This window comes from Leptospira chreensis (assembly GCF_016919165.1).
Lineage (GTDB): Bacteria > Spirochaetota > Leptospiria > Leptospirales > Leptospiraceae > Leptospira_A > Leptospira_A chreensis.
This window is the reverse complement of sequence record NZ_JAFFPS010000041.1, coordinates 13,884-38,906: the sequence shown is the minus strand read 5'-3', so window position 1 is coordinate 38,906 and position 25,023 is coordinate 13,884. Positions and strand designations below refer to the sequence as shown.

The 25,023-nt window shown below is 38.3% G+C and carries 23 protein-coding genes; 8 read left to right on the top strand and 15 right to left on the bottom strand.

The features are described 5' to 3' along the window. Positions 1–8 precede the first annotated feature (8 nt). From JWG41_RS12780 to JWG41_RS12765, 4 genes are read left to right on the top strand one after another with little or no spacing between them, the layout of a single operon-like run. Complete coding sequence (locus tag JWG41_RS12780) at positions 9–863, top strand: Hsp33 family molecular chaperone HslO (protein ID WP_205270317.1); 855 nt, start codon at positions 9–11, stop codon at positions 861–863. After that, positions 860–1,318, top strand: coding sequence for a tRNA (adenosine(37)-N6)-threonylcarbamoyltransferase complex ATPase subunit type 1 TsaE (gene tsaE / locus JWG41_RS12775; RefSeq protein ID WP_205270316.1), 459 nt, complete (start codon positions 860–862; stop codon positions 1,316–1,318). The genes JWG41_RS12780 and tsaE overlap by 4 nt, the downstream gene beginning before the upstream one ends. Further along, the gene (gene tsaB / locus JWG41_RS12770; protein ID WP_205270315.1) at positions 1,315–1,986 is read left to right on the top strand and encodes a tRNA (adenosine(37)-N6)-threonylcarbamoyltransferase complex dimerization subunit type 1 TsaB; all 672 of its coding nucleotides are present in this window, start codon (positions 1,315–1,317) and stop codon (positions 1,984–1,986) included. Before tsaE ends, tsaB begins: the two co-directional genes overlap by 4 nt. 4 nt (positions 1,987–1,990) lie before the next feature. Beyond that, entirely contained in the window at positions 1,991–4,183 is a 2,193-nt protein-coding gene (locus tag JWG41_RS12765; protein ID WP_205270314.1) for a ribonuclease R family protein, read from the top strand. Between the two features lie 27 nt (positions 4,184–4,210). Here JWG41_RS12765 and JWG41_RS12760 read toward each other — a convergent pair whose 3' ends face one another. Next, a complete protein-coding gene (locus tag JWG41_RS12760) occupies positions 4,211–5,917 on the bottom strand; it encodes an alkaline phosphatase family protein (RefSeq protein ID WP_205270313.1) in 1,707 nt (568 codons plus the stop codon). Positions 5,918–5,969: 52 nt separating this feature from the next. On the opposite strand from JWG41_RS12760, the gene JWG41_RS12755 reads away from it, so the two are divergent. Beyond that, positions 5,970–6,965: a CapA family protein gene (locus tag JWG41_RS12755; RefSeq protein ID WP_332461295.1), complete on the top strand. Its 996-nt coding sequence runs from the start codon at positions 5,970–5,972 to the stop codon at positions 6,963–6,965. A gap of 52 nt (positions 6,966–7,017) precedes the next feature. Here the strand turns inward: JWG41_RS12755 and JWG41_RS12750 are convergent, their stop codons facing one another. Next, positions 7,018–7,647 (bottom strand): L-threonylcarbamoyladenylate synthase, encoded by a 630-nt coding sequence (locus JWG41_RS12750; protein WP_205270312.1) that lies wholly within the window; start codon positions 7,645–7,647, stop codon positions 7,018–7,020. Between the two features lie 14 nt (positions 7,648–7,661). Continuing rightward, positions 7,662–8,399, bottom strand: a complete 738-nt coding sequence (locus JWG41_RS12745; protein WP_205270311.1) for an SDR family NAD(P)-dependent oxidoreductase — start codon at positions 8,397–8,399, stop codon at positions 7,662–7,664. Between the two features lie 278 nt (positions 8,400–8,677). On the opposite strand from JWG41_RS12745, the gene JWG41_RS12740 reads away from it, so the two are divergent. Then, positions 8,678–9,253, top strand: a complete 576-nt coding sequence (locus tag JWG41_RS12740; RefSeq protein ID WP_205270310.1) for a Maf family protein — start codon at positions 8,678–8,680, stop codon at positions 9,251–9,253. On the opposite strand, the gene JWG41_RS12735 is transcribed toward JWG41_RS12740, so the two are convergent. Then, on the bottom strand, positions 9,237–9,467 hold the full coding sequence (locus JWG41_RS12735) for a hypothetical protein (RefSeq protein WP_205270309.1): 231 nt from the start codon (positions 9,465–9,467) through the stop codon (positions 9,237–9,239). The two genes, JWG41_RS12740 and JWG41_RS12735, sit on opposite strands and share 17 nt — an antisense overlap. A gap of 51 nt (positions 9,468–9,518) precedes the next feature. Between JWG41_RS12735 and holA the strand changes: the two genes are divergently transcribed. Continuing rightward, complete coding sequence (gene holA, locus JWG41_RS12730; protein ID WP_205270308.1) at positions 9,519–10,628, top strand: DNA polymerase III subunit delta; 1,110 nt, start codon at positions 9,519–9,521, stop codon at positions 10,626–10,628. Here holA and JWG41_RS21225 read toward each other — a convergent pair. Next, positions 10,607–11,494, bottom strand: coding sequence for a helix-turn-helix domain-containing protein (locus tag JWG41_RS21225; RefSeq protein ID WP_205270307.1), 888 nt, complete (start codon positions 11,492–11,494; stop codon positions 10,607–10,609). The genes holA and JWG41_RS21225 overlap by 22 nt on opposite strands. Next, positions 11,475–13,052 (bottom strand): LIC10012 family protein, encoded by a 1,578-nt coding sequence (locus JWG41_RS12720; RefSeq protein WP_205270306.1) that lies wholly within the window; start codon positions 13,050–13,052, stop codon positions 11,475–11,477. Before JWG41_RS12720 ends, JWG41_RS21225 begins: the two co-directional genes overlap by 20 nt. A gap of 129 nt (positions 13,053–13,181) precedes the next feature. Here JWG41_RS12720 and JWG41_RS12715 point away from each other — a divergent pair, with 129 nt between their 5' ends. Continuing rightward, the gene (locus JWG41_RS12715; RefSeq protein ID WP_205270305.1) at positions 13,182–13,763 is read left to right on the top strand and encodes a lipoprotein LipL21; all 582 of its coding nucleotides are present in this window, start codon (positions 13,182–13,184) and stop codon (positions 13,761–13,763) included. Positions 13,764–13,834: 71 nt separating this feature from the next. Here the strand turns inward: JWG41_RS12715 and JWG41_RS12710 are convergent, their stop codons facing one another. From JWG41_RS12710 to JWG41_RS12670, 9 genes are all read right to left on the bottom strand, one after another. Next, positions 13,835–14,218, bottom strand: a complete 384-nt coding sequence (locus tag JWG41_RS12710) for a PilZ domain-containing protein (protein WP_205270304.1) — start codon at positions 14,216–14,218, stop codon at positions 13,835–13,837. Between the two features lie 11 nt (positions 14,219–14,229). Further along, positions 14,230–15,243, bottom strand: a complete 1,014-nt coding sequence (locus JWG41_RS12705; RefSeq protein ID WP_205270303.1) for a tRNA dihydrouridine synthase — start codon at positions 15,241–15,243, stop codon at positions 14,230–14,232. Positions 15,244–15,256: 13 nt separating this feature from the next. After that, positions 15,257–17,782 carry a DNA gyrase subunit A gene (gene gyrA, locus JWG41_RS12700; RefSeq protein WP_205270302.1) on the bottom strand — a complete coding sequence of 842 codons (2,526 nt, stop codon included), beginning with the start codon at positions 17,780–17,782 and terminating at the stop codon, positions 15,257–15,259. A 19-nt stretch (positions 17,783–17,801) separates the two neighbouring features. After that, a complete protein-coding gene (gene gyrB, locus JWG41_RS12695; RefSeq protein WP_205270301.1) occupies positions 17,802–19,721 on the bottom strand; it encodes a DNA topoisomerase (ATP-hydrolyzing) subunit B in 1,920 nt (639 codons plus the stop codon). A gap of 79 nt (positions 19,722–19,800) precedes the next feature. Next, positions 19,801–20,124: a DciA family protein gene (locus JWG41_RS12690; protein ID WP_205270300.1), complete on the bottom strand. Its 324-nt coding sequence runs from the start codon at positions 20,122–20,124 to the stop codon at positions 19,801–19,803. A gap of 3 nt (positions 20,125–20,127) precedes the next feature. Then, positions 20,128–21,225: a DNA replication/repair protein RecF gene (recF, locus tag JWG41_RS12685; RefSeq protein ID WP_205270299.1), complete on the bottom strand. Its 1,098-nt coding sequence runs from the start codon at positions 21,223–21,225 to the stop codon at positions 20,128–20,130. Further along, a complete protein-coding gene (gene dnaN, locus JWG41_RS12680; protein ID WP_205270298.1) occupies positions 21,225–22,343 on the bottom strand; it encodes a DNA polymerase III subunit beta in 1,119 nt (372 codons plus the stop codon). Before dnaN ends, recF begins: the two co-directional genes overlap by 1 nt. Before the next feature lie 246 nt (positions 22,344–22,589). After that, positions 22,590–23,915: a chromosomal replication initiator protein DnaA gene (gene dnaA, locus JWG41_RS12675; protein ID WP_205270297.1), complete on the bottom strand. Its 1,326-nt coding sequence runs from the start codon at positions 23,913–23,915 to the stop codon at positions 22,590–22,592. A 175-nt stretch (positions 23,916–24,090) separates the two neighbouring features. Then, positions 24,091–25,023, bottom strand: a complete 933-nt coding sequence (locus tag JWG41_RS12670; protein WP_205270296.1) for a hypothetical protein — start codon at positions 25,021–25,023, stop codon at positions 24,091–24,093.

The window sequence follows — 25,023 nt, the reverse complement described above, 5'->3', positions numbered from 1 at the left end:
ATCAAATAATGTCTGATAAAGTTATTTTAGGTATTGCCAACACCCACCACTATCGATTTACGCTAGTGAATCTCACGGAAACCGCCAAAGAGGCGATGTTCCTACATTCTCTTAACAAAGAAATGTCCGTATTCCTTTCCAAAACCATGATGGGAGCTTTGTTTCTCGCAGAGATGACAAAAAACCAACAAAAGGTGAGCATTCAATGGAAGGATGAATCCAATAAACAAGCATTAGCCTACAGTGATCGTTATGGAAAAATGAAATCTGTCGCTTATTCTGCAAACCTAGAAGATGGAGATATTCGAAACGAATTCATTTTAGGCCAAGGGATTATGAAAGTAATCCGTTGGGACTTTGATTCAGATACTTATCAGTCTTATACTAATCTTGTAGAAGATACTTTCGAAGTTAATTTTATCAAATACCTTACCGAATCGGAACAAATCAAAGCCATTGTTGGAATGGAAGTCTTTCCCTTTGATTTCCCAGGAAATGATTTTTCTGCGAAGGGAATCTTCTTTGAAGCTTTGCCTGATGCACCGGAGGATAATTTTGATTTTTTAAGTTCTAAGATTCATTCCTTAGTCAAAAAAGAATCCTTTTGGTCTTTGGGTTTGGATGATATGTTTCAATCCTTACAAACCGAAATAGGATCGGAGTTAGAAATTTTAAGTAATGAAGCTCCTGAATTTTTGTGTGATTGTTCTAGACATAAGGTGGCTGATATCATTGCTTCTCTCGGTAAACAAGAAGCAGATTCAATCATTGATGAAATGGGAAAGATTGAAATCACTTGTGAATTTTGTAGAACCGCTTACCAGTTTGATTCCTTCGATGTGGAGAAATTCTTTAACCAATGAAGGCAAGTTTTCTCTCTTTGAGAGAATCAGAACTAAACCCTCTGTTTGTGAGTTTGGACCAATTGGTAGAACAATTTCTAAAGAAAAAACAATTTCCTGTCTTACTCATCACGGGTGAGATGGGAGCGGGGAAAACCACCTTCGTTCGCGAGTGGTTCAGCCGTATGGGTACAGAAAGTTCAATCAACTCCCCCACTTTTTCCTTATACAATATTTACGATTCGCCTAAGTTCCGTTTGTATCATTTTGATTTGTATCGACTCAAATTTCCTGAAGAACTTGAGGAATTAGGATTTGAAGAGATCTGGGGAAAAGAAGGAGTTTCAGCCATTGAATGGTGGCAAATCGCAGAGCCTTACCTACCAAAAACCAATCGAATTTTATTATCCATTGAATCTGATTCTATAGATTGCCGATCCTATACCTTAGAATGGTCAGAAGACGAGATCCGATGAATATCCTTTACTTTGACACCACCCAGGATTGGATCCAAATTCTAGTCGCCAATCACTCGGCGGAATCAGGACTTACTTCTCTAGCAGAGCTCACAGAAACGACTCCAAAAGAATCTTCTTATAAACTAGTGGAAATGATCCGTCTAGGTTTAGAAATGGCAAACATCCAAAAACCAGATTTGATTCTTGTCGCAAGCGGACCCGGATCCTTTACTGGAATTCGCATAACAGTAACTACTGCGAGAGATTTAGCTCAACTTTGGAAGATTCCGGTATTAGGAATCGATAGTTTGGAAGCCTATTTAGTAGGTATAAAAGATAAAAGTTCTGACAAAGGATCTTCCCTACTCTGTTTGGATGGCAAACAAGGTAAATACTACGTAAAATATAATCACGGTTTTGAGTTTTCCGAATCCTATGACCTGACACCAGAAACAATTGAATCCAAAATCAAAACGAATGAATGGACACCTAACAATTGGTACTATACTGGAAATTTGCCTAAGTTTTACACAGAAACGGCAACAAAAATTGAAGCGACAAACCTAAATCTTTCGTCTATACTAGAGTATAGTTTGAAACATTATTTCAATACCGAACTAAATAAAAACGACTATTTATCTCTCCTGCCCAATTACATTCGCGGGACCTATGTAGATCACAAATGAATTTATGGATACCTATAAAATACAAAGAAAAATCATAGAATTTCTGGATCAAAAATCCGGAAAGGACATCACAAGACAAGAGATCAAAAAAAAATTTACCGAATCCAGTGAATTCAAACGACCCGACCCAAAAACTAAGAAGGTAAAATCCTTCAAACGAAAAGAAAAAGTTCCTAGAAAGGAAATTGAATTTCTTATCGATCAACTGCTCAATCTATTAGAAGTCGAAGGATTGTTGATACCAAACAAAAAGTATTTAACTGTTGCAGATCCTTTTCGCCTAACAGGAAGAATATCTATCTCCAGAAGAGGGGATGGGTTTATCTCCTTACCTTCCAAAAATGAAATTTTTGTTCCAGGGCCGATGACTAATTCTGCCATCACAGGCGATAAAGTAGAAGTCATTCCTTTAGGAGTTGGAAAGAAAGATAGGCTCGAAGCAGAAGTGACCAATGTCCTCAAACGAGGCCGTGTCCTCTACCGCATGCGAGTCCGCGAAAAAACAAACAAATTTGTTTTTGGAAACTTTTTGGATATGCTTGGGGAGAACAAAGAAGGAGTCCTTCACGTAAAATCGATTTTGAAAGATACCTTCGATTCAATTAATATAAACGACATCCTAATCGTAAAATTTAAAGAAGGTGCACCTCCTCAAGAGAATCTGTACGATGTCAGTTTTATCCGTTTTGAATCGGATACAAAAGAAGACAGCGACTTACAACGGATTTTAATGAAATACAATTATGATCCGGTGCATCCTGATTTTATTCCTTTAGATTTTCCAGACGAAGTTTCTGAAAAAACAGTAACTGATTGGAATACAAGAACCGACTTACGGGAATTGTATGCTGTTACAATCGACGGAATTACTGCTAAGGATTTTGATGATGCAATTAGTTACGTAGATGAAGGAAATCGATTACGAATTTGGATTCATATTGCTGACGTTTCCTATTACGTAGAAAAAGGTTCGGCTTTAGACAAAGAAGCCTATGAAAGAGCCACTTCAGTTTATTTAGCCAACCGAGTGGTACCAATGTTACCACCAATCCTATCCGAAAGTCTATGTAGTTTGGTTTCTGGAACCAACAGACTTGCTTTTACCGTAGAGTTGGAAGCGAGTAAAACTGGTGAAATTTATAACGCTAAGTTTTATAAATCGGTAATCAAAGTTAATACCCGATATACCTACGAGATGGCCGAAGAAGAAATCAAAGCCAAAGACCCAAACAACTGGATGTATCAGGTTTCTCAATTTACCGAAGCCTTACGCAAACGCAGAATGTTAGCTGGTAGAATTGATTTAAATTTAAAAGAAACTACGATTACTTGGAACGAAAGAAAAGAACCAGTAGGCATCGAAAATCGTGAACGATTAACAAGCCATATGTTAATCGAAGAGTTGATGTTGTCAGCCAACTTAAAGGTAGATGAATTTTTACGAAAGAGAAAAGCTCCTTCACTGCATCGTATCCACGAAGCCATGGATGAAGAGAAATTAGAAACTTTAAATCATTTCCTCCAACTGAACGGTTATAATATCCAAATCAAAGATACAAGTTATGCCGAGATTATGAAGGCTGTAAAAGAAATTGAAAACAATTCTGTTGGCAAAATTTTTAATTATTTGCTCTTAAGAAGTTTTATGCAAGCCTACTACGGAGCCGATCCACTGGGCCACTGGGGACTTGGTTTTAAGGACTATTGCCATTTCACATCACCAATTAGGCGTTATCCGGATTTGATCGTTCATAGGGTTTTAGAAGCCACACTTCTCGAAACAGAAAGAACCTATTCTGAAAATGAAATTGCAGTGATGGGACTTCATTGTTCAGAGGAAGAACGTAGAGCCGCCGATGCCGAACGCGACATTGTTAAAATCAAATCCTTTCGTTATTTGGAATCTACGGGAATCAAAGAATTCAAAGGTTTTATCGTTGGAATCCGGCCTTCTCAGATTTTTGTAGAATTGGATATTTCCAATTTGGAAGGAGTTTTGGATAAATCTGAATTTACAGATGAATTTGAAGTTGTGATCAAAAACGATTTCTCCTTCTATTCTAAAAAATATTCCAAGATATTCTTTATCGGCGATCCGGTTTCTGTAAGTCTCGATCGAATTGATTTTGAAGAGATCAAAGTTTATTTGAAATTAACTGATTTCAAAAAAGACGAAACCCCAACCAAAAAAAAGTAAACTAACTTTCCGAATCTATTTTCTATCTCATAGAGATAGGTTCGGGATCTCATCACGTTTCCATACCTTTCTAAAAAACTTTCTTTCATTCACTTGAATGGACAGAATTTTTTCTATGATCGCATCTTCTGTCACACCATAAGTCTTCATTAGTTCCCTGTCCAAAGATAACTGCGAATGCGCCACCCATTTCACTAAGGAACGTTTGTTTCTTTCAGCTTCAGGGAGTAACTCGTTGATTTTAGAGAAAAATCCTTCATGGCTTAAAAAAAGTGCATTCGAAATTTCTGGCATAGGAGCGGCACCGTGGTCAGCGGTGACCACCAAAAGGAAACGATCTCCAAAATTGGTTTTTAGAAATTCGAAGATGGTTTGAATTTCACTATCTGTTGCTTTCAAAACTTCTTCTGCTTCTTTCGATTCCCATCCATATAAATGGCCAACAGCATCTGTTGCTTTTAAGGTTACATAGGCAAGATCTGTTATTCCATCTTTGTCTTTTTTAGTGGTAAGAATTGTTTCTGTTAGAGTATCTCGAAAGAGACCTCCGTCCATTTTGACTTGGAACTCGGATCCTTGAAAATGATGGATTTTAGCCATGAGTTCCACTGGATCTTTTGCTTTAAAATGAGTGGTAATATCTTTTTTGTTCTCCAGATAGAATTGATACAAATTGTATTTTTGCACCGCCTTTGGAGTAAGAAACGCATCAGCATAGGATGACCAAGATAAATTTTTGATATCTTGCCAATACACAAAGTCAGAGTCGGAACTAAGAGAGCTCTTTCCTTTTGAGGAAGGATTAAAAAGTTTTCCATGTCCCGCCATACCGACAGCTGCTCTTGCCGCATAACATTGGCTAACAACGACCGGTTCGTTATTTTTGAAAAGATCCCACTCATCGGAAAAGCTAGGGACTTCTAATTCACTGAGATCCCAATCTTTATCAACTCCTTGGTATACAGGCCTATGCAAAACCTTTCCATCTGCATACGAATAGATTTCATTAGAAAATATTTTGGAATCTTTAGGAAAGGCTCCCGTTCCGATTGCCATATGACCAACAGCTGTATGAGATTCTAAATGCCCTACTCTGGCTTTTTTAAAATAGGCAGATTTGTTTTTTAGATCTTCTAAAAATGGGTAAGAACCTTTGTGCGCTTTGTAAAGTTGTCTACCACCTTGGTCCACAACAATGGTAACAATGATTTCTGGTTTTTCTTTTTGTTTCTGAAAGATTTTATCTAAGTAAGAGACATCGATTGTGTTTTTAAACTTAAAATCTAAAATCTTTCCATAGATAGAAGGGATATGTTGTTGGTTGATCTCATCGGAATACTGTCCATTTCGTATCCATTTGGGACCATAAATCCAAATAGGAATTTCTGTATCATAAAAGTATTGTGTATAATGGGAGGTATAGTTGACTTCTTTGGAAAAATTTTCTTCTTCAGCATCCAATTGCCATTGGATTTTTAATTCCTCCCAAGACAAATCATGGTCTTCTAAAATATTTTTAATCTCTTCTTTGGAATAATGAGAAAGAGTGATTGCATCCCTTGCCTCTCTATCAAAAATATTGAATGGATACGGAGCCAGTATTAAATCGGTATCTGGTTGCATGGATAAAAAAGCAGCACGTTTATAATCCTGTTCCCAACCACAGCTGGCAAAAACGATCAACAAACCAATGATGAATCTAATTTTTCGTTTATTATTATTTTGGTTTATCACTGTTTCCTTCCTGTCTTGCTACACTTTACCTGATGTTTACTTTTCGAGGCAAGTGAGAATTAAAGTGGTAGGTGATCTCATGTGTCACAACTCACAAATCGCAACCTACTATAGACCAAAAACTAAAGACTACGATTCCAGTTCTAGTTTCGAATTCGTTTCAAACCAATTACAAGATGCCGATCTGACACTTGGAAATTTGGAAACAACCATAAGCTCTGACCCAAATGAATTTACTGGTTATCCTAGATTTGGTTCTCCCATTGGTTATTTAACAGGAATTCAAAATGCAGGATTTGATATTCTATCGACTGCCAACAATCATTCCGCCGACAAAGGTCCTTCGGGAATTGACCATACAATAGATTCGGTAATCAACAAAGGAATGATTCCAGTTGGTACTTTCAAAAATAATGCGGACTACTTAGAAAGAAAAGATTTTATCCAAGAAGTGAATGGAATCAAAATTGCTATTTATAACTATACCTATTCGACAAACGGAATCCCGGTAAAAAACGATAGGATCGTACGTTTGTTAAATGAGGAAAAAATTCGTGAAGACGTACGTTTTGCTAAAGAAAATGGGATCCATTTTGTAATTCTCTGGTATCACTATGGAAAAGAGTACGAAGAAAAACCAGACAACTCACAGACCAAATGGGTAAACATTGGACTAGAAGTCGGAGCCGATATCATTATCGGAGGCCATCCCCATGTAGTGCAAAGAGTGGATCTATTCCAAGAAGAGAAACATTCAGAAGATAGGCTTGTTGCATACTCTCTCGGGAATTTTTTATCTGCTCAAAACAGAGAAGCAACAGATGGAGGAATCATTCTTACATTTGATTTGGAACTAGATTCGAAAGAACGAAAACGAATCAAAAATATTACCACAGATCCCGTATGGGTTTATCCGCACGGGTATAAAATCATCCCCATTCAGAAGTACAAACAAAACGGAATTCCATTGAAATTACCAAAACATTCTGAAAAACGAATGTATGAATATGAATCTCTTTTAAAGAAGATTCCAGGTTTAGTTTTTTAGATAAGAGAATTCTATTTATGATCGTGTTATCATAAACAATGGTATTTAGTTTTTAAGTATTAGAAATTTCCGAGGCGATTAATTCGAATCCTTTTCCCTCGCGAATTAAATCAATAGAATCATCATTGATTTGTAAAATAGTAGATAATTCTGTTTTTACAATCCCACCATCGACAATTCCATCCACCATGTTTCCATAGATAGTTTCTAAATCATCGATATCGATAATGAATTCGTCATCACAAAATGCTGATGTGGAGGTTAAAGGAGAATCATGAATGTTTAAAAGTTCCGAAAGATAAATATGATTAGGAATTCTAATACCGATTTGTTTATCTTTATGGTGAACCACTGAGGGTTTCGGTAGGTTTTTATTGGCCCTTAAAACAAAGGTAAAAGGCCCCGGAGTAATCCTTTTCATCAGGCGGTATGCAGAATTGGGCAAGTATTCGATAAAATTGGAAGCCATCGAGATATCTTTACACAAAAGAGAAAGAGGTTTGTCTTTGGGTAATTTACGGATTGCGTATATTTTCTCGACGCCTAATTTCGAATGTGAATCAGCGATCATAGCGTACACAGTGTCCGTCGGAAAAATATAAACAGCTCCATCCTTCAATCGCTCCGAAATCTGTTTTAGTTTTCGAATTTCTGGATTTTCAGGATGAAGGTATAGGATCATAAATTGGATTCCTGCTACTGAGCAGTGAGTCCCCCATCCAAAACAATACACTGACCTGTCATGTAAGAAGAAGAATCGGAAGCTAAATAAATCGCTGCTCCCAAAATCTCTTCTTGTTTTCCGAGCCGACCCATAGGAATCCCCGCAAGCACTTGTTTCATGATAAATTCTTTATCTTTAATCATATCGGTCATCTCGGTATCAATAAGACCCGGACAAATCACATTCACCCGATAACCATTATTACACCATTCAATGGCTAAAGCTTTGGAAAGTGTGATCACAGCACCTTTGGTTCCAGAATATACGGAGGCAAGTTTACTGCCGACCATACCCAAAACAGAAGCCACATTGATGATGTTCCCACCTTCTTTTTTATGGTGTTTGTAATAAGCCTGGCAATTGCGAAAGACGCCTACGTAGTTTGTTTGGACAATATTTTGTAGTTCTTCTTCTTTGAATCCAGAGGCTGGGGTATTCGTTGCGATCCCTGCATTGTTGATAAGTGTATCAAGTCTGCCATGTTTGGCTTTGATTTGGCCTATGATTTCAAATGCCGAACCTTCGCTACGAACATCAAGCACAACTCCATTGATACCTTCTTTCGCCATCCATTCGATAGACTCAGGTCTTGACCCTGCTCCGTAAACAATGGCACCGGCATCGCGAAAGCCTAGAGCTAAGGTTTTTCCAATACCGCGGCTTGCTCCGGTGATTAAAATCGTTTTCCCTTTTACATCAAATAAACTCATTTTACCTCGTGATTGGAAGGATAACAATCGCTAGCTTGAGGTTTTGTGTCTTCCAAAAGTTTTTTATAATCTAAAGTATTATCGTCCCGAACTAAATCTCTTCTTATGTAGTGTGTCCCTTTGTCATAGTAATCCGCCACGGGATTACAATCTTGGATGTCCTCCGAATAACCTCGTTTACATCCAAAAACCAAAACGAATGCCCATAAAAAAATAGCCAAAACTCGAGGACTCATCATTATGAAATGAAACAATATCCCGTAAGGAATAGCAAGAATTTGTTTATACTCAAATCAGCATCACCCAGACGAATCCAAATCCTAAGTGACCTTGGATTCCAATTTTTGGTGGAACCAGCGAACATAGATGAGGCCCAAATCAATAAAGAACCTCCGCTAGTTTATTTAGAACGAATGGTTCACTCAAAATTGGGGGCAGACGGGAATCCCAATCATTTATATCTGGCCGCTGACACGATCGTTGTGTTTCAAAATGAAATTTTACACAAACCTTTAGATCTAGAGGATGCGATTCGCATCTTACAAACACTATCCGGGAACAAACATTCTGTATTTTCAGGTGCCGGGCTTAAGACGAATTCAACTTTTGATTTTTTCTATGAAGAAACCATCATTGAATTTAAAGATTGGAAGGAAGAGGAAATTAGAGATTATATCCTGCGTTGCCAACCGTTTGATAAAGCAGGTTCTTATGGAATCCAAGACACGGACGGACCTGTGCGGTTTAGAGAGGGATCGTATACGAATGTTATGGGATTTCCCCTCCGAAGTTTTCTTTCACGTTCTTCGGTATGGTTGCCTTTCTGGGAGAATTCGCTTACGCGTAAATGTTGACTAAATTTCCAGGTTTGTAAGCTGCTTTTGCATCCGGACTTGTTTGGATCTCCGCTGCTTTTTTTTCCGTTTCCCCGGAAACATATTTTGGTTGGTAGGCGCGCGATTGGATCGCTTCTACTTGTTCGACCGCTTGGGTATTGTATGTGGGGGACACATACATATACGGTTCGCCTAGTCCTGAAACTCTTGCCACATTACTTGAGATTTCCATACTATGAATATCGCCCTGATCCTAACGAAAGATTAGACCGGTTTATCGAAAATGGAAACAAAAAAATCGCAAGCTAGGGAATTTACCTCTCTTTTCCAACTCTTCAAAACCCAAACTTCGAACTTACCCCAGTTTTTTGCCTACTCGGGGGAAGACTCCTACGAATTTGAACTCATCATTGAACACTACAAGGAAGCACTTTCCAAATCAGCAGGCACTTACGAAATCATTTTGATTGTTTCCGAATCCGGCGAACAAGCAAAACTCTTTGCCGAACTTTTCACTCCGGATATGTTTTATCCAAGAAAGTTAATCATAGTCAAACAAGCTTCTGCCCTTTTTAAACCTATCCTTGATACAAAGTCCGCTCAGGAGTGGAAAGACTTTGCTTCTGGATTTCGTAAAAACATCACCTCCGTATCCGATGAAATTTTTTTATTAGTGCATTACGATAGCAAAGACATCCCACAGAGTTTGATCCAACTCTTTCAAAGTACGCTTAACTTCTATAAAACAAAATTTTTATACCCAAGCGACTATCCAAAAGTATTCAAAGAAGTTTGTGATCAGGAACAAGCACATTTCGAACCCAATGCGGCTGAGGAATTCATTCATAGAATTCCTGCAAACGTCGGTGCTTATTTAAAAAGTGTTAAAAAATTAAAACAATACCTACATCGTTCTAAATTTACAATCGACGATGTTAATATCGTTCTATTTAGCCAAAATGAACTCAATACAAATACTCTCGTTGAATCACTCGTCCAAAAACGAAAAGTAGATTTTTTTAAAGAATTCACAAAGTTTGGTGATCAAAATTCCGAGATCCTCAGTTTCTTAACAAGACTCACTTACAAATTAGATGAGATTCGTAAAATCAAAGTCATTCGCTCAAGACATAACGGAGAAGTTCCCATTCCTCTTATGGATGAACTTTTAAAAACCGGAAGTTATTCCGATGCGAGAAAAAATTTTGTAAGACGACAATTGGTTTCTGATTCGGCGTTGTTTACGGATAAAATTTTAGATCAGTTTTATGAGCAAGTGATTGAGATGAATATTAAATTCAAATCGGGACTTCGCGATGAAGAAGGGAAAAACTATTTTCTACAGAAAATCATGCATTTGTTTTCATTACTTCAAGAAAGATCTTCTAATTGATATTCATGTAGTTTTCGATACAAATTTCTTTCTGAAATTCCAAGTAACTTAGCCGCCTTTTCCCGGTTTCCTTTTGTATAAATCAAATTGGCTTTAATGATTTCTTTTTCATAAATCTCCAAACTGATTCCTGGTTTTACTTCTAATTCTGATAATTGATTTTCAAAAAAATGTGAAGGGATTTGTTTCCAATGTAAATGTTTACTAGAAGAAAAACCCACAAGAGCAAAGATCATATCTTTGAGTTCAGAAAGATTGGTGCGGAAGTTTTTGTTTTTAAAAAATACAAAAAACTCTTCTTCAATCCCTGTGATTTTTTTATTCAACCCAACGTTTGCTTCTTCTAAAAATTGGGAAACAAACTGTGGAAGTTCAGAAATTCTTTTTTTAAGATTCGGTAATTCAAATCGAAAGGATTTCAATTGGTCATAAAAATCGGAATACACATTCTTTTGGTTTAGAATTTCTAATTCTTCCGAATGAATTTCCCAATACAAATACACCTTCGACTTTTCTTCATATTTTTCAGACTTCCACCACTGTTGTAATTGGATAACTTCTTCCGGCTTTGCCTTTGTGATTTGATCAATGAGAATTGTGATCATTTGCTTAGAAGATTTGATTTTCTCTAATGTTTCTCCAAAAAGAAACGGGTATTGAAAGTCCAATCGAATGATAGAATTTTCGGCGATATTTCTTTGTTCCAAACTTCTTTGAATCCAAAAACTTTTACCAACTCCTCTTTCTCCAATGATTAACATTGGTAAGTTTGAGTTGGATGTTTCGATCCATTGGTTACGAATCTTTTGTATATCGGATCCGCTACAAATCCATTCGTGATTGGATTTACTTCTTTTTGATGACACTCACTGTCCCTTGGAGATAACCATTGAACTCTCTGATTTTGTTTGTATCTAAGAACTTTTTTGCCTGTGAAGGTTTCACCATCAATGTTTTGGGATAGGTGGTGTTTACTTTGAGTAAGTTCGTTTCCGCCGGTGCATTTTTAACTCCCCAAGTGGAGAGAGGATCCAAAACAAATGTTGTTTGGATCAAATATTCCTTTCCTTTGGTAACAGTCACATCATAAGGCAATTGAATCCAAATTGCTTCGCCTTTCGATTCGACAAGGACAGTTTGGAAACGATCTTTTTCTGTTTGGTCCGTATTGGATTCTGTCCGAAGAATATATTCCAAATCCGTTTTTACTTCTTCTTTCTCTAAAACACGTTTGTCCGAAATTTTTTCATAAGCAAGGTAAAGATTGTAGGGAGTGATCACATCCACTGCGGCTCGGACCAAAGAGGCATCGTATTTTTTGACTTGGTTTTGGTTCCAATTGAAAGGCATTTGTAATTCTTCCGCAGAAGAATAAACATTAAACTGATTTAGATAAAGGTATTCATAACCTTCTGAAGTTCCAATTTTTTGGTATTCTGTAATTCCTACAACACGACTATTACTTGCCTTACCGATTCGTTGTAATTCCCTGATTGTACTCAAGTCTGAATGATTGGGAATAAGAAGCACCGGTTCAATTTCCATATGACGAAGATCATTCAGTGCCATAATGATAGATCCTGATTTGTCCTTCACACTGGAGGAAAGTAATAGAAATAGTTTTCTAGATTCCTTTTTACCAGAAGAGATTTTTGATTTTAACCCTTGTAATGCGGAAACTACAGATTCGGTTTGGTTATTCCCTTGCCATCCGGTTTCTTCCATCAGTTTTTTAATTTCTGCATGTTCCTTTGTTGGGGGAATAGAAACCGTTTTATCCTTTTTAACAAGAGTGACACCCAAATACAAACCGTCTTGGTCATACAGAGCGGATAAACTTTTTAAAATATCTTTTTTGTAATAAGCATAGGACGAGTGGATGTCTACAAATAGATTGATTTCATAATAAGAGACTGCCTTATTCTTTTTTTCATAAAACCTTGGGGGTAAAAACCGAAAACTTTTATCGTTATGTTTTTCGTATGCCAATACAAAATTAGAAATGAGTTTAGATTGGATGGTTTGTCTTGTTTGGTTTTTACAATTAAAAATGACCGTTTTCACAAGGATGGGAGTTCCAAAATCAATCTGATCCTGAACCACAAAATGAGAATCCCATTCACTACAATAAGAGAAAAGTTCCTGATCTTTTAGCTCAGCTTCCTCATTCCACTCTGTTTCATTTAAATAATTTTCTATTAATTTTGGATCTGTAATTTCAGTAAAAAAATTTCGTTTTAGATAATGTCGTGAAAGTCGGGACAATTCAAAACCCGCCTCACGTCTGGTTCCTAGAACCGAAGGAACCTCACCAGAAATGTAAGCGGGTAGGATAGAAATTTCTTTCGCAAAAATAAATTCGGGGAAGAACGCAATAAAAACGAGTATCCATACGTAGGGAATTCGGAAGGGTCGGCGAGACATAAAATTAGAATCGGTCCATTGAGGGAAAATGTAAATCTTTATCCTTCTACCTTCTTTCGTTTTCTTTGAGAAAAGATTGACAAGGGGTTTTTATAGGATCAAATTCTCCGGAAAAGGAGTAGATTCTTTATGAAGAAATCGCTTATCGTATGTGCCTCTCTAATCGCATTTGTTGTATCTTGCGGATCCAATGATGGAGGCAGAAGAGACGCTACGACCGTAGGTAAAAATGGTTGGATTTTTGAAGGTTGGGCTTGTGCGCCTGACGCCGCTGCTGCAAAACGTGGTGAAAGCCCGGCTGAGTATTGCAAAGGAAAAGAGAAAGAATACGATTATCTTTACATGAAATTTTCTGCACGTGCTTCTGACAAAGCAATCAAAGCTAACTCAGTTGCAATGAAACAATCCACTTGCCGTGAAGCAGCTCGTCTCCAAGTTGCTGGTGATGGTTTGAAAAAAATCTTAGGTGAATATTTAGAACAAGCATCCGGTGTATCTGATGGTCAATCCACAGGTTCCGTGATTGTTTCTGAATCTAAAGGTATCATCAAAGGTGTTGGGGTTTACGACTGCTGCTCACTTAACAATGAAACAGGAATTTGTGCAAATGTTGGCGAACCTGAAACTTGGGAAGAATGTCAGTGTGTTGGATACTTGCGTTATGCAGGTGGACAAAAAGCGCTTGAAGCTAAGGCAACTGCAGTTCAGTAATCTGACTGTTTAGTTTTTAGTTTCAAAGAAGGCCTCCTCTTTAGGAGGCTTTTTTTTGCCTTCGTCTTAGTTTACTTTTTTAACTTAGGGTCGAAGTAGTGTTTGTGAATGAATTCTTGAACGATTTTATGTTCTTCCGCACCCAGTGGTTGGAATATCACTGAAGTCGTTTTACCAGCCGTCCGGTGGACCGTTCCAATAATTTCTAAAGGATTTTGATGCAGAGAAAATTGAACCCTCACCTGATCTCCTTCATAAAAGATGGCAGTGGTTTGGAATGCCAAACCTCCCGTTCCCAAATCGGAAAGATGTCCAGTAACCGGCGTATTTTTGGATTTTACAAGTTCCACAGTGCAAGGCACATCTAACTTCACCCTTGCATCTTTACGTTTTTGTTTGGCTCCACCATACTTACTATAACTATCAGAAAATATCGATTGTTTTGAATCTGCCATTTTAACTTCCTTTACGCGAGACTCACAAACGTTTCACAGTTTATATTCTCGTTTTTTATTTCGCTTGTTTCCAAAAACTTAGAATCTATAGAAACAGATTCCAATCTATCTATAAATTGATTCACATTTGTAAATTGCAATAACTCTCGTTTGCTCTCTTCAGGAAAACCTGTGTTTTCTATATACCGTATAAAATGCTTTCGAAAGAGGATCAAAGCATAATCATCAACGGAAGGATAAAAATCTAACATAAGATGCAAATGTTCTAGGATCACAGTTTTGATTTCTAACCAGGAACAGTTTTCCTTTGGTGATTCCGAAAAGATCCAAGGATTTCCAATGGCTTTGCGACCAATCAGAACTAAATCCACACCATATTTCTTTTTCTTATCTAAGGCTTCCGCAAAACTTGCCACATCACCATTTCCAAAAATGGGAACCGTTGCTTTTGATTTGATCTCACCAATGGGATTCCAATCGGCTAAACCAGTGTATGCCATTGCTTTCGTTCTTCCATGAACGGAAATCGCAGAGACCCCAGATCCTTCTAATACTTTGACTGTTTCTAAATAGTTTAAGGAATTTGCATCCCATCCAAGGCGAATCTTCGCTGTAACAGGAAGGCCAGTTTTTTTGCGGATCCCTTCGATCATTTCTCCTGCCAACCGAACATTTCGCAAGAGCCCTGCTCCGGAACCGTGATGAGAGACCTTTGCCACAGAACAGCCCATATTGAGATCTATCACATCTGGTTTTTTAGAAGCGGCAATTTCCGATGCATTGACAACCGTTTCTAAATCGGAGCCAAAGATTTGAAAAAAAATAGGTCTTTCTTTTTCTAAATAACGAAACATATCTAGGGATTTTGTATTTCCCATTAACAATTGTTCCGTGGAAACAAACTCCGTATAAGCAAAGGCAGATCCAAATCGTCTGGAAATTTGTCGATAAGGACTATCTGAAATACCTGCCATCGGAGAAAGAACAACGTCACCTTTGATTGTTACATTCCCGATGGTAATCATGCTAACTCTCTAATTATTCAGATTCGGTTTCCGAGTCTCTAACAACAGCAAAGTCTTTTACAAAGTCTTCATCTTTCGTATTCACAACTTTGACTCCCATAGCGGAACGTCCCACCATAGAAATGGTTTTTACTTCCACTCGAATGGCCATTCCGGATTGAGTGATGACAAGAAGTTCATCGTCCTCTTTCACAGTAGCAATACCTACAGATCTTCCGTTTTTCTCTCCAATTTTAAAGTAAGTCATCCCTTTGCCACCACGACCTTTGGTTGAGAATTCTTCAAAATCAGTACGTTTTCCAAATCCATTTTCAGAAATACAGAATAATGTAGTATCAGGTTCTACTTTCGTAATCCCTGCAATGGCATCATCGTCTTCTAACTTCATCGCAGTGACACCAGATGCTGTTCTACCTTGCGAGCGGAGTTCATTCAAATTCATTCGAATGGCGAGACCATTTTTACTTCCGATAAAGACATCGTAGTTACTTGGATTGGCGATCACATCGATGAGTTCATCTCCATCACGAAGTCCAATGGCAATGATTCCCGATTTTTTCGTATTTGTGAATTCATCCAATTGGATCTTTTTCACAAATCCTTCTTTCGTCACCATGAGTAGATAGGATTCATCAAAGTTTCTAAAAGTGAATAAAGATGTGATAATTTCATCATCATTCAAATTGATTACGGCTTTGAGTGACTTACCACGTGCTTCTTTCGAACCAATCGGTAGTTCGTAAACTTTCATAAGGAAAGCCCGACCTTTGTTGGAAAAGAGCATCAAGTTGTCATGAGTCATCGCGCTACTTAGTTTTTTAACAAAGTCTTCTCGTTTGGTAGAGATTCCTTGTACGCCCTTTCCACCGCGTTTTTGTCGGCGGAAGGTATCCATAGGAAGGCGTTTGATAAACATATCTTCAGAAAGTTGGACAACCACTTCTTCGTCAGCGATCAAGTCCTCTGCGTTGAATGTAGAAGACTCTATAGACTCAAGACTGATTTCTGTTGCGCGATTGTTTCCAAAAGATTGCGCTACTTTCCCAAGCTCATCACAAATGATTGATTTCACTCGTTCTGGTTTGGCAAGGATGTCTTCTAAGTCAGCGATGAGAAGTCTCACTTGTTCTAATTCTTCAATGATCTTTTGTACTTCTAATGATGTGAGGCGTTGCAAACGCATTTCCAAAATGGCATCTGCTTGCAGTTCAGAAAGAGCAAAGGTCGACATCAAAGAACTTTGTGCTTCTCTCGCATCTTTCGAAGCACGAATGATACGGATCACTTCATCAATATTATCGAGTGCAATGCGTAAGCCCTCTAAGATATGAGCTCGTTTCTGTGCTTTGTCTAAATCAAATTCAGTTCGTTTGATAACGACTTCATTTCTATGATTGGCATAAGCCTTTAGAATTTCTTTCAGCGAAAAGATTTTAGGACGGTTGTCCAAAATCGCAAGCATGGTAATTCCATAACTTACTTGTAGTTGAGTCAGTTTGAAAAGTTGGTTTAGAATGACTTGAGCATTGGCATCTTTTTTAATATGAATCTCAACACGAATTCCCTTTCGATCAGAGAGGTCTAATATTTCAGAAATCCCTTCAATGATCTTTTCATTCACCAAGTCCCCGATTTTTTCGAGTAGGTTCTTTTTGTTTACCTGATAAGGAATTTCATTGATGACAATGATCTCGCGACCTTTGTTGTTTTCGATGATATCAACTTTGGAACGAATGCGAATGGAACCCTTTCCCGTCGCATAAGCTTGATAGAGGCCTTCCCCACCAATGATCGTTCCTCCCGTAGGAAAATCCGGGCCCGGAATGATTTTCATGAGTTCAGGAAGTGTGATATCAGGGTTTTGAATGAGAGCAATGACAGCATTCACCGATTCTTTCAAGTTATGTGGTGGGATGTTTGTTGCCATACCCACGGCAATTCCTGTGGAACCATTCACCAAAATATTTGGAAAATTAGCAGGTAAAACATCTGGTTGTTGTCTCGTATCATCAAAGTTTGGCGAAAAACTTACAGTATTTTTTTCGATGTCTTTGAGAAGTTCTTCTGCAAGTTTAGTAAGCCTTGCTTCCGTATAACGATATGCCGCCGCGTTGTCCCCGTCGACAGATCCAAAGTTACCCTGACCATCGATAAGAGTTTCTCGCATGGAAAAAGTTTGCGCCATACGAACCATGGTTTCATAAACAGGAGAGTCACCATGAGGGTGATAGTTACCAATTACTTCCCCAACAATTTTCGCAGATTTTACATAAGGACGATCGGATCTCCAAGCTCTTTCATTCATCGCATGGAGAACACGTCTGTGAACTGGTTTTAATCCATCTCTGACATCAGGAAGGGCACGACCCACAATTACGCTCATTGCATAATCAAGGTAAGCTTCCTTCATTTGGTCTTCGATTTCAACCGGAATGACCCGTACACCAGCTTTAAGAGCTCCGGCTACGTCTGGTCTACCGGAAAGATTCAGTGCTAAGGTTTTGTTTGATTCGTTTTCTTGGCCGTTTTGTTCGGTCATTTTTCTATCCTAATTCCGATTAAAGATCTAAATTTGCAACTTTGTATGAATTCGCTTCAATGAAACGACGGCGAGGAGATACTTCATCTCCCATAAGGATATTGAATGTATCCTCTGCTTCTACAAAATCTTGTAACTTTATTTGTAACATCACTCGTTCTTTTGGATCCATTGTGGTATCCCAAAGTTGTTCCGGGTTCATCTCCCCAAGTCCCTTGTATCGTTGGATCGTTACTTTATCATTGGGTCTGCCTTTTAAGATTTCATCCTTTTCCCGATCCGAATAAACATAAACAGCTTCACGACCAAATTTCAAAAGATATAACGGCGGTTGTGCGACAAACAAAGATCCAGTTTCGATAATGGGTTTCATATACCGAAAGAAAAAAGTAAGTAATAAGGTTCTGATGTGTGATCCATCCACGTCCGCATCCGTCATGATAATGATTTTTTTGTAACGGAGTTTATTGATATTAAATTCATCATCACCAATTCCTGTTCCCATAACAGTGATTAGTGTTCGAATTTCTTCGTTTGACAAAATTTTGTCCAAACGAGCTTTTTCAACGTTTAGAATTTTACCTTTCAGTGGTAGGATCGCTTGCGTATTACGATCCCGACCTTGTTTTGCGGAGCCACCAGCCGAGTCCCCCTCGACAAGATACAACTCACAATGTTCAGGATCTTTTTCGGAACAATCCGCAAGTTTCCCAGGAAGGCCACCACCTTCTAAAACTGTTTTCCTTCTCGTGAGATCACGTGCCCGTCTCGCTGCTTCTCTTGCTTTGGAAGCTAATATACATTTCTCTAAAATCTTTTTGATAACAGCCGGATTTTCTTCGAAGAAACGGTTGAGTCCTTCACCCGTGATGGTTTGCATAAGACCCTTCACTTCGGCATTCACTAACTTTTCTTTTGTTTGTGAGTTAAACTGTGGCTGTGGAATTTTTATCGATATAACCGCACAAATACCTTCTTTAATATCATCCCCTTGCAAACCATTGGGCTGTTTTTTAAAAAGAATTTGGTCTTTCTTTAGATGGTCATTCAAAGTTCGTGTAAGAGCGGTTCTAAATCCCTCTAAGTGGGTTCCACCTAAGTTGTTATTAATAGCGTTGGTAAAACAAAAAATGTTTTCGCTATACGTATCACAGTATTGGAGAGCAATCTCTGCCCAAACATTTTCCTTCTCACCCACAAAATGTAAAACTTTATGTAAAGGGTGTTTAGCTTCTGTGATGTATTCGACAAAAGAAACAATCCCACCTTCAAATTTAAATTCGTGACTTGCAACTTCTTCTTTTCTTTGGTCTTGAATCCGAATCAGAAGCCCTTTGTTTAAAAAGGCAATTTCTCTAAATCTTGCGGAAAGGGTATCAAAAGAAAAATCAACAGTGGTAAAAATTGTATCATCCGCTTTAAAGCGAACGACTGTTCCGCGGTGAGTAGAGTCTCCAATGACTTTTACATCTTCAACAGGAACACCAGCTTGGTATTTTTGGTAATGGAGTTTGCCTTCTTGGTGGACTTCCACTTCTAAATATGTGGAGAGTGCGTTGACTACAGAAACCCCCACCCCGTGCAAACCACCGGAAACTTTATAAGCATCGTTTTCAAACTTACCACCGGCATGTAAAATGGTTAGCACCACTTCAATTGTGGACTTACCTTTGTCGGGATGAATTCCTGTAGGAATCCCACGACCATTGTCTCTGACTTCTATGATATGATCCGGTAGGATGCGAACATCAATCTCAGTACAATGACCGGCCATAGCCTCATCCACAGAGTTATCCACCACCTCATAAACCATCTTATGTAGGCCGGACTCATCTTGGGTTCCGATATACATTCCGGGACGTTTCCGGACCGCTTCGAGACCCTCTAGGATCTTGATTTTCGAGGCTGAATAGGCGTTTGGATCGGTTTGGTTGGACATAGATTTATAAGATACCCTATAGGAAGTATCCCAGAAAGACCTTCGAAGGGCAAGTGAAATCGGGGGGATTTGGGTGGCTTTAAGACCTAGGATTTTGGAATTCGTTTCCTGTTTTAAAGTGGATTTTTTCCAATAAAACCGGGTTCGCAATTGAGTTTACTTTACCGAGAACTTCGGCCTTTTGAAACTCCAATTCCTGGGATATCATGGAGTGACGACAAACAACTGTGAGTTTTTTACCATCAATGGATTTGGGAAAACTCTGTTTGCCAAAATACTCACCCACAATGTCGTTCCATTGCAGTCGGAGTTTTTTAAGGATCTGGTCTCGGAAGACTGCTTCCCGGTCCATACCCATTTTTTCCAAACTTTGGAAGAGTTCCGAGAGTTCGACTTTCTTCATAATCTAAGAAAACACCTTCACTTTGCCGTTTTCCACTTGGTAGATTTCTTTATCTAGTGTTAGGTTCCCGACATATTCATTGATTCCTTCTAAATCAGTGGTGGTAAAAAATGCCTGTCCACATTCGGAAATCAAATTTACAAAGTATTCTCTCCGTTTGACATCCAGTTCCCGAATGATGTCATCAATGAGAAGCACCGGTGCCTCACCTGTCGTATCACGGATCATTTGGAAACAGGCAGTTTTGAGAGCAATGACAGCACTTCGTTTTTGGCCTTGGGATCCAAACCCACTGAGATCCTTATCATCAAATCCTATAGGAAGTGTGTCTCTATGATTGCCGCAGCTTGTGTATCCGATGGCTCTGTCTTTCCGCAAATTATCGATCAACCGCTGTCTATGTTCTTCTTTAGAGGATAGGTTAGGTTTATAAGTTAAAAAGAAGGGATCCTTTCCAGAACTTAACTGTTGTAAGTTTTTATGAAAGTAACCAGAAAGACTTTCTATCGTTTTGGTTCGGATCTCTCGAATTTCTGCATCATGTTCGATGATGGGTTCATCCCAGATTCCAATTTCACGATCTGTGGAATTTTCTTTTTTTAGGGCTGCATTTCGTTGTTTGACAAGCCTATCATATTCAATGAGTTGTTTGAGATAATAACGGTTTGTGGAAGAGATAAAAGCATCTAAGAATCGTCTTCTTTCTACGTTCCCATCTTCAATGATGAGAATGTCTGGTGGGCTCATTACAATCGAACGAAAATATCCCACATAGTCAGAAATCTTTTTAAACTCTTCTCCATTCACTTTCAATTTCTTTCGTTTGGAATAAGAATGTTCAATTCCATATTCAAAAAGATATTCATTCCCTTCTGATTCAAATTCAGCTCGAATGAAGGTGTCCGAAGTTTCCCAACGAAGGAGTTGGTTTTGGTCCGATTCACGAAAACTTTTTAAATAAGAAAGAAGGGAGATGGATTCGAGAAGGTTTGTCTTACCTTCTCCATTGTTGCCAATAAAAAAGATAAGACGTGATTGGAAAGTAAGCGCTGTTTCTTCGTGATTACGAAAGTTCTTTATGTAGATCTTTTTTAGAAACATTAAAGTTTCATTGGCATGATGACTGAAACAAAGTCACTATCAGAAGGATCTTTAAATAGAACCGGTGCACTAGAAGTCGTGAACTCAAAAATGACTTCAGGATCATCCACAGCTTTAACCACATCACTCAAATAATCACCTTTAAAGGCAATGGTGATTGGTTCTCCATTGTATTCAATTGGCATGTTGTGATCAAACATCATCGTTCCTGGATTGGAAGAACTGATGTTCACACTCCCTTTTGTAAAAGCCAAACGAACTTGTTTCGATGGTTCTTCTGCAGAAATCAAAGCTTGTTTTAAGAAAGTTAAAAAGTCAGCTTTAACAACTCGAACGGATTCGGATGTTTGTTTAGGAATGACTTGTTCATAATCAGGAAAGTTTCCATCAATGAGTTTGAAAAGAAGTTCTACGTTTCCAGAGGAAACATAAATTTGTTCTTCTACAAAACCAATCTTTGCTGTTTCTTTTCCTTCCATCATCTTAAGCATTTCGCGAACTGCTTTGTGAGGAATGATCACACCATTTTTAAATGGAAACTGTTTTGGAAACTTACGAATGATTTTAGAAAGACGACGTCCATCAGTTCCCACAACAATCAGATTGGTATCTTCTGGTTTTAAAAAAAGACCATTGAATACAAAACGTGTTTCTTCAATCGCCATTGCATAAGAAGTTTTACGAAACATCTCACGAATGGTTTGGCAAGGAAACTCAACCACACTTGACTCATCTACTTTAGGAATTGTTTTGATATCTTCTGAATCAATTCCGTTTACTTTAAACTTAGTGTCCATCTTACCAGAAGCATCTGTGATTGTTGTCTCAGAGTTTTCTGCTTGGTCGGTGGTTGTGAGTAAACTTGTATCAAAGTTTAGATTTTTAAAAATACTCGATAGTTGTTTTGCAGGTAAGGATGCCGTTCCTTTTTCCCCAATGGTAGATGGAACAGAAGTTTTAATAGCGATCTCTAAATCGGTCGCAGAAAGATATACTTCATTGTCTCCAGTTTGAATTTTCAAATTGGAAAGGGCTGACTTTATCTCTCGAACGGAGATTACGCCATCCACTGAGTTGATTGCTTTTAGGAAGTCTGTAGTATTGACAGTGAATTTCATTTTTCCTCTTCTTCTTATTTATATTATATATCTTTATATATATTATGTCGTTTCCGCTGGTTCTGTCAGTATGTTGATAAAGCCTGGAAAGTTCAATTTTTATTGAATTATGTCAGGTTTTTTCCTTTTTGCAACTGTCAATATTTATGTCACTTTGAACAGGTAAGGAGAAATTTTAGGGACAATAAGTTGTGACTATGTCCTATCGACAGTTTATCGACAGGTAGTCTTTGCGTTACTGACAGGTTATTGGAAACTTATCTTGTGTTTGATGGTGTGGAAAAAATCTTCCCATTGTGGGTCTGTTTTCATCCGTTCTTTGAACTTATCAATTCCGTGGATGACAGTCGAGTGTGTGGTCGAAAAAATCCTACCGATTTGCGCTTTGGGAACATGGAGGACGTCATGAAGGAGGAGCATACACAAATGCCTAGGTGGGATGAAATCGGCCTTCCGGCTCTTCCCTAGGAGATCTTTCCTTGCCACATTCGTCCTTTCACAGACGAGATCAATGACCATGTCGGGGCTGAACCCGATTCTCTTTTTATTTGTGAGAAATCGGGCTTCTGCGATCTCCTGAATTTTTTCTTCCGTGAGTAAAAAGTATTCATACGCCTTTTTATACAAAACCAAGTCGTTTACGATTCCAATGAGAGCTCTAGAATCACCTTCCAAACGTTCGGCGAGCCAGAGTAGGAGTTTGTCACTGGCAGGAATATTGAATTCTGAAAAATTAGCACGTAAAAGTTCGATGCGTAGAGCCAAGTCATGGGATTTGATATCGGCTTGGAGACCATGCACAAATCGGGATTTGAGCCTTTCGTGTAACGGAAGTTCATAACTTGGGCGATCTGATGCGATGACAATCTGGCGTTTTCTATCATAAAGAAAATTGAAGAGAGCGAAAAACTCTTCTTGAGTTTTCTCAGCACCCCCATTTAAAAACTGAATGTCATCAAAGAGTAAAACATTATAAGACTGGTAACGAATTTTGAAAGACTCGAGAGACTCACGGTTATTTTGTCTGACGGTAAAAATAAACTCGTTTAAAAAAGAGGTACTGTTTACATAACGAACCGTTTTCCATGGATCCTTCTTTTTGATCTCGTTTCCGATGGCGTGGAGTAAATGTGTTTTTCCAACACCCACAGGCCCAAAGATATAGAGTGGATTGTATTTTCCGGGTTGCTCGGCTACACTTTTGGCAGCTGTAAAAGCAATCCGGTTGGAATCAGAAGTGATATAATTACTAAAAATAAACTCTGGATTTAGATCTGAGTCAGATTCATCGAATTTGGATTGGATGACTTCTTTGAAAATCTGTGTGGAAGCTTCCGATTCTGCGAGAATGGAGACTCGAAAACGATCACCTATTACTTGATAGACGGCGTCTTCTATGAAACTAACATATTTGGTTTCCACATGGCGTTTGATTCCCGTGGAAGGAGCTGTCAAATGTACCATTTGGTTTTCCGATTTATCGAATCGGAGTGGTGCAATGAAATTGGAAAAGTACTTGGGAGGTATCTGTTTCGATATTTCTTCTAAAATTTCTTCCCAACGTATGTCCAAGTTTCCCGCCCTAAATGTGAAATCGGGTACTATACTTTTAGCAAGTAGGTAGAATTCAAATGAAAAATCGAGAAACGATCCAAACTAGGAAAAATAGTCGACGCTGATAAAAAAATTATGTCTCCAAATGCTTCTTTTGAATTTCGTTCGAATATTGGCTGTTAGGTGTTCTTAATTAAGTGGCAAGTCTTAAAAAAAGTTGTGATAAAAGAACATACTCAAGGGCTGGAATTTCATAATGTAATTTCATTTTGAAATCGAGGATGGCTTCAATTCGCCCGACATTGGCTTCAAAGTTTTTTTGTCTGTATTCATAGAGAAGTAAGAGACAAATCATCTCTAAAAAATCGATTCCCGTAAGCCCTTCCTTGCTAGCTCGAAATTCTCCCAACTGATCACGCACCCAATTCTCCAATTTGAATAACAAAATGGAATCATGGCAATGTTCTCTCACGTTCTCATGCCACTCTTCCAAAAATTCATCAGCGATTTCAAACGGATTGAGTGATCCACCATAGTAAAGTTTGGATTCAGAAATTTCATTTCTGCGAATCTTTTTGATTTCGTCTTGGGGGAGATAATTAAAGGGAACACAAACGGATCGTGACACAATGGTTTGTTTTAAGTTTCGTAAGTCATTGACGATGAGAATAAACTTTGTATGAGGAGGTGGCTCTTCTAAAGTTTTAAGAAGAGTGGTTTCTGCTTCATTGTTGATGCGGTTGGCTTCGGGAAATAAAACCACTCGGTAATCCGAGGTATGAGGTTTGTAAGGAATGCGTGAGGACAAAAGCCAACGGATGGTGAAGTCTTCTGGATCTTTTTCTTTTCCAATCGCAATGTTTTTTCTTCGGGGAAATTGAATGAAGTCGGGATGGACTCCTTTCATAAATTGGCGGCAAGAATCGCAAACTCCACAAGAGGTTCCTTCCAAACAAAGAAGTTGTCTTGCAAATCTTTCTGCTGCAATCCACTTCCCTACTCCATCGGGACCGTGAAAGATAATCGATCCTGGAATTCGGGATCTATCTTTTACAAAAGACTTTAAGTAGGTCAGTGCAACATCTTGGCCTGACACTTGGTCGAAGGAAAACAAAGTATCAGACAT